The sequence below is a fragment of the Companilactobacillus bobalius genome (assembly GCF_009764355.1).
Map to the genome: position 1 here is coordinate 1 of NZ_LNUA01000056.1, position 2,858 is coordinate 2,858.

The 2,858-nt window shown below is 35.2% G+C and carries 3 protein-coding genes; 1 reads left to right on the forward strand and 2 read right to left on the reverse strand.

The window, feature by feature from the left end; all coding sequences use genetic code 11:
- A partial coding sequence (locus ATN92_RS12745) for an L-type lectin family protein (RefSeq protein ID WP_158106796.1) occupies window positions 1-1,867 on the forward strand: 1,867 nt, incomplete at its 5' end.
- A gap of 39 nt (window positions 1,868-1,906) precedes the next feature.
- On the opposite strand, the gene ATN92_RS12750 is transcribed toward ATN92_RS12745, so the two are convergent.
- Both ATN92_RS12750 and ATN92_RS12755 read right to left on the reverse strand, forming a co-directional pair.
- Entirely contained in the window at window positions 1,907-2,272 is a 366-nt protein-coding gene (locus tag ATN92_RS12750) for a DUF1634 domain-containing protein (protein WP_056950825.1), read from the reverse strand.
- Window positions 2,272-2,858, reverse strand: a 587-nt coding sequence (locus tag ATN92_RS12755; protein ID WP_158106797.1) for a sulfite exporter TauE/SafE family protein, incomplete at its 5' end; no start/stop codon positions are given. The genes ATN92_RS12750 and ATN92_RS12755, both read right to left, overlap by 1 nt.

Sequence of the window (2,858 nt, forward strand, 5' to 3'; positions counted from 1 at the left end):
CGACACAGGATTCGTTGGTGACGGCATGGCATTTGTTCTCCAAAATGACAATAACGCAGAAAATTCAATTGCACTTTCTGCAGATGGAATTCCTGTTAATGGACAAGCTTTAGGTGTTTGGGGAGCTGATTGGGACCATGGGGATAATAGTTCTCCTGAAAAAACTGCCCAGACTGCTATTCAAAATAGTTGGGCCCTGGAATTCGATACTTTTGTTAATCGATACAAACCAAGTACTAGTGAAGGTGTTTCTTTTGATTTTAATATTGGGGGTATCGGTAATGCAGAGAACAATTATCGTCACATTGCCGGTAATTATCCAGCACTAGCAAGTACTTATGATAACGATAAAAGTAATTTTCCTAGATATACCACAATGAATCACGGAAATAATTACAAAATTCATCCCCATTTAGTAGATGATCAGTGGCACCACGTTACAATTACTTGGACACCTAAAAGTGATACCGATCATTCACAAGGAACTATAACTTATGCTTACAATGATAAAGATACCCAATCAGGAATTCCCATTACTGACCCTAAACAGGTAGTCCAAACATCTTTTAATATTGATACAAAGAACTTTGGACTAACCGGAGATAATACTAAACTCTACTGGGGATTTACTGGTTCTACTGGTAAATACTCTGAGAATAACTTATTAGTTTTTGAATCCATTCCTTCATTCGTCGACGCTGAAGCCGTTCCGGCTATTTATGATGATTCTCAAGGTGGAACTGAAATTACTGAAAGTAACAACACCGTCGACCCCAATAGTGATATTAGATATACTTACACATTAAACTATAAAGGTTGGACTAAAAATTGGGATAAAATTAATACCAAAGTAGACATACCTGACCATGTTAAATTCACTAGTGGAACAATAACTTATCCAAATTCAGCAGACAACAAGCCACATCAAATAGATCCAAGTATTTTTAACGATTCCAATGCCACTAAACTTAAGTTTCTCTTACCAGATAAACTTACACCTAAAAGTAGAACTGCCATTATTGAATTACATGGTAAAACTGAAAAAAATGCTACAGAAAGTTTAACGGTCCCCTCATCTCATGCCTCTTTTGAAGGTGATAATCTTATTACTGATGCCAATACTATCCCATTCAAAATCAGATACAGAAAGCTAAGTTTGGATAGTGATTCACCTAATATTATTAAGGTAAAGCCAAATGAAGATGTTTTTATTCCAGCCCAAGTAACTTACGCCGGTAGTAATAACAATCCTTACTATCAAAATCTAACTGTTTATCAAAAATTAAATAATGGTCCTGTTGAAACACAAGATCTTAGCTTTGATTCAGATGGTAATTTTGAACTTCCTATATATAGCTATTCATTAGACAAAATTAATACTGTTTCCTTTTACGTTAAGGATCAAGATGGAAATACTAGTAATACTATTACACGCCAAATCACAGTCGGTGGAAATTTAGCATTTGACTATGTACAAAATATAGTCTCATTCAAACCTATCAATGGTTCCTTCACTGACGGAATCCTACCACGACTTGGAAAATGGCAAATCAATGTCGTTGACAGTCGTGAAAAAGGAAGTCAGTGGTCTGTTCAGGCCAAGGCCAGTGATTTAGTTTCAGAAGATAAAAATAAATTATTAGGCAACTTATTTTATAGAGATACCGATGGGAAAGATTATGATATTGATAAAGATTTTCCCGTCGCCACATACGTAAAAGATACTGACGATACTCAAATCAAAAATATTGCTGATACGTGGACTGACAATAGTGGAATACTATTAGCCGTGAAAAAAGGTAACAAAGCTGGAATCTACACAAGTAAGATATCGTGGTCACTAATTGATTCCACTCCAAATAAATAGAGTGTGAGGAAAAATCCTCACACTCTATTTTTTATCTTTTTAACTACGATATCCCATAAACATGGCAAATATTAAGATTACCAAAACGATCGTAGTAATAATTACATACAGATTATCATGCTCTTTATAAAAAGCATAAATTGAAACAACTACTCGTAATACCGGTGTCAAAATAAGTAGAAAAACACCTAGCATAATAACAGCATATGATTTTCCAGACGCTACTCCAGCAAAGATTGCCATGAATCGGCGTGGAAATTCACCTGAGGCATAGCCGCTACCACTCATAAAGTATAAGGCCATACCTATTAAAATAACGATTGCTGAAGTGATAACACCGATACGTAAAATTTTACCAATTACTAATTCGACCTGTCGTGTTTCTTCATGTGTATTATTATTCATTAGATGTTCACCCCAAATCCTTTAAGAGCCATTTGTACTCCCATGTAAAGAATAATAGGAATAAAAATCATTCTGATAATTCTTGGCTTCAAGACTTGCATCAAACGTGCACCAATTGTTGCCCCAACTAAAACACCAATTGCTAATGGAGCAGCAATATCAGGACGAATTGAACCATTAAAGAAGTATACCGTTGCACTGGCTGCAGCAGTAACACCCATCATCAAATTACTTGTAGCACTTGATGGTTTTAAAGGCATCTTCATAATTGTATCCATAGCGATAACCTTGAAAGCACCACTACCAATACCTAATAAACCACTGGCTAATCCAGCAGCCCACATCATGATGAATCCACCTGGAACATTCTTCATTGAATAATCAATCTGTTTTTGTTCCGCTTTATCATAATAAGTACTCGATAATTTAAATTTATCAACGATTGGATCATGTCCGGTATAAACACTCTCACCTTTTTTATCCATTAACTTACGAATCATATTGTAAGTTGAATAAAGTAAGAAGAATCCGAATAAGACATATAAGAAATTACTTGAAAATACACCTACCAACAAAGCACCCATGA

Excerpts from the sequence above, each read along its gene's own strand:
- ATN92_RS12750 (WP_056950825.1), bottom strand. The coding sequence starts at position 2,272 with ATGAATAATAATACACATGAAGAAACACGACAGGTCGAATTAGTAATT.